This is a genomic window from Mesorhizobium sp. M5C.F.Ca.ET.164.01.1.1 (assembly GCF_004792125.1).
Lineage (GTDB): Bacteria > Pseudomonadota > Alphaproteobacteria > Rhizobiales > Rhizobiaceae > Mesorhizobium > Mesorhizobium wenxiniae.
This window is the reverse complement of record NZ_SRTG01000637.1, coordinates 1-279: the sequence shown is the minus strand read 5'-3', so window position 1 is coordinate 279 and position 279 is coordinate 1. Positions and strand designations below refer to the sequence as shown.

General features: G+C 63.1%; 1 pseudogene. It reads right to left on the bottom strand.

Annotated features, from left to right (window positions below):
* Nucleotides 1-154 (bottom strand): annotated as a pseudogene (locus tag EN807_RS37330) (co-chaperone YbbN); the annotation flags it as partial.
* Nucleotides 155-279 lie beyond the last annotated feature (125 nt).

The window sequence follows — 279 nt, the reverse complement described above, 5'->3', positions numbered from 1 at the left end:
CCTGGACGACGTCGGCGGCAAAGCTGGCCGTCGTCGTGTCCTTGATCAGGTCGGCCGGCGCCTCGCCGAGCGAGCGCTTGGGCTCGCCGCCGCCATATTGCACCGTCGTGGCATACGGGCCGCCACTGTTGCCGAATGGATTGTTGTCGCTCATGTCATTGCCCTTCCGGTCGCGCCGCCGGCCAGCGGGAGGCGCGACAATTCTTGCTGGAGGTCAGTTTTCGCCATCCATGTGGCGATCATGACGTGACTTTCAAGATAACAGCATCGTGTCCGGTT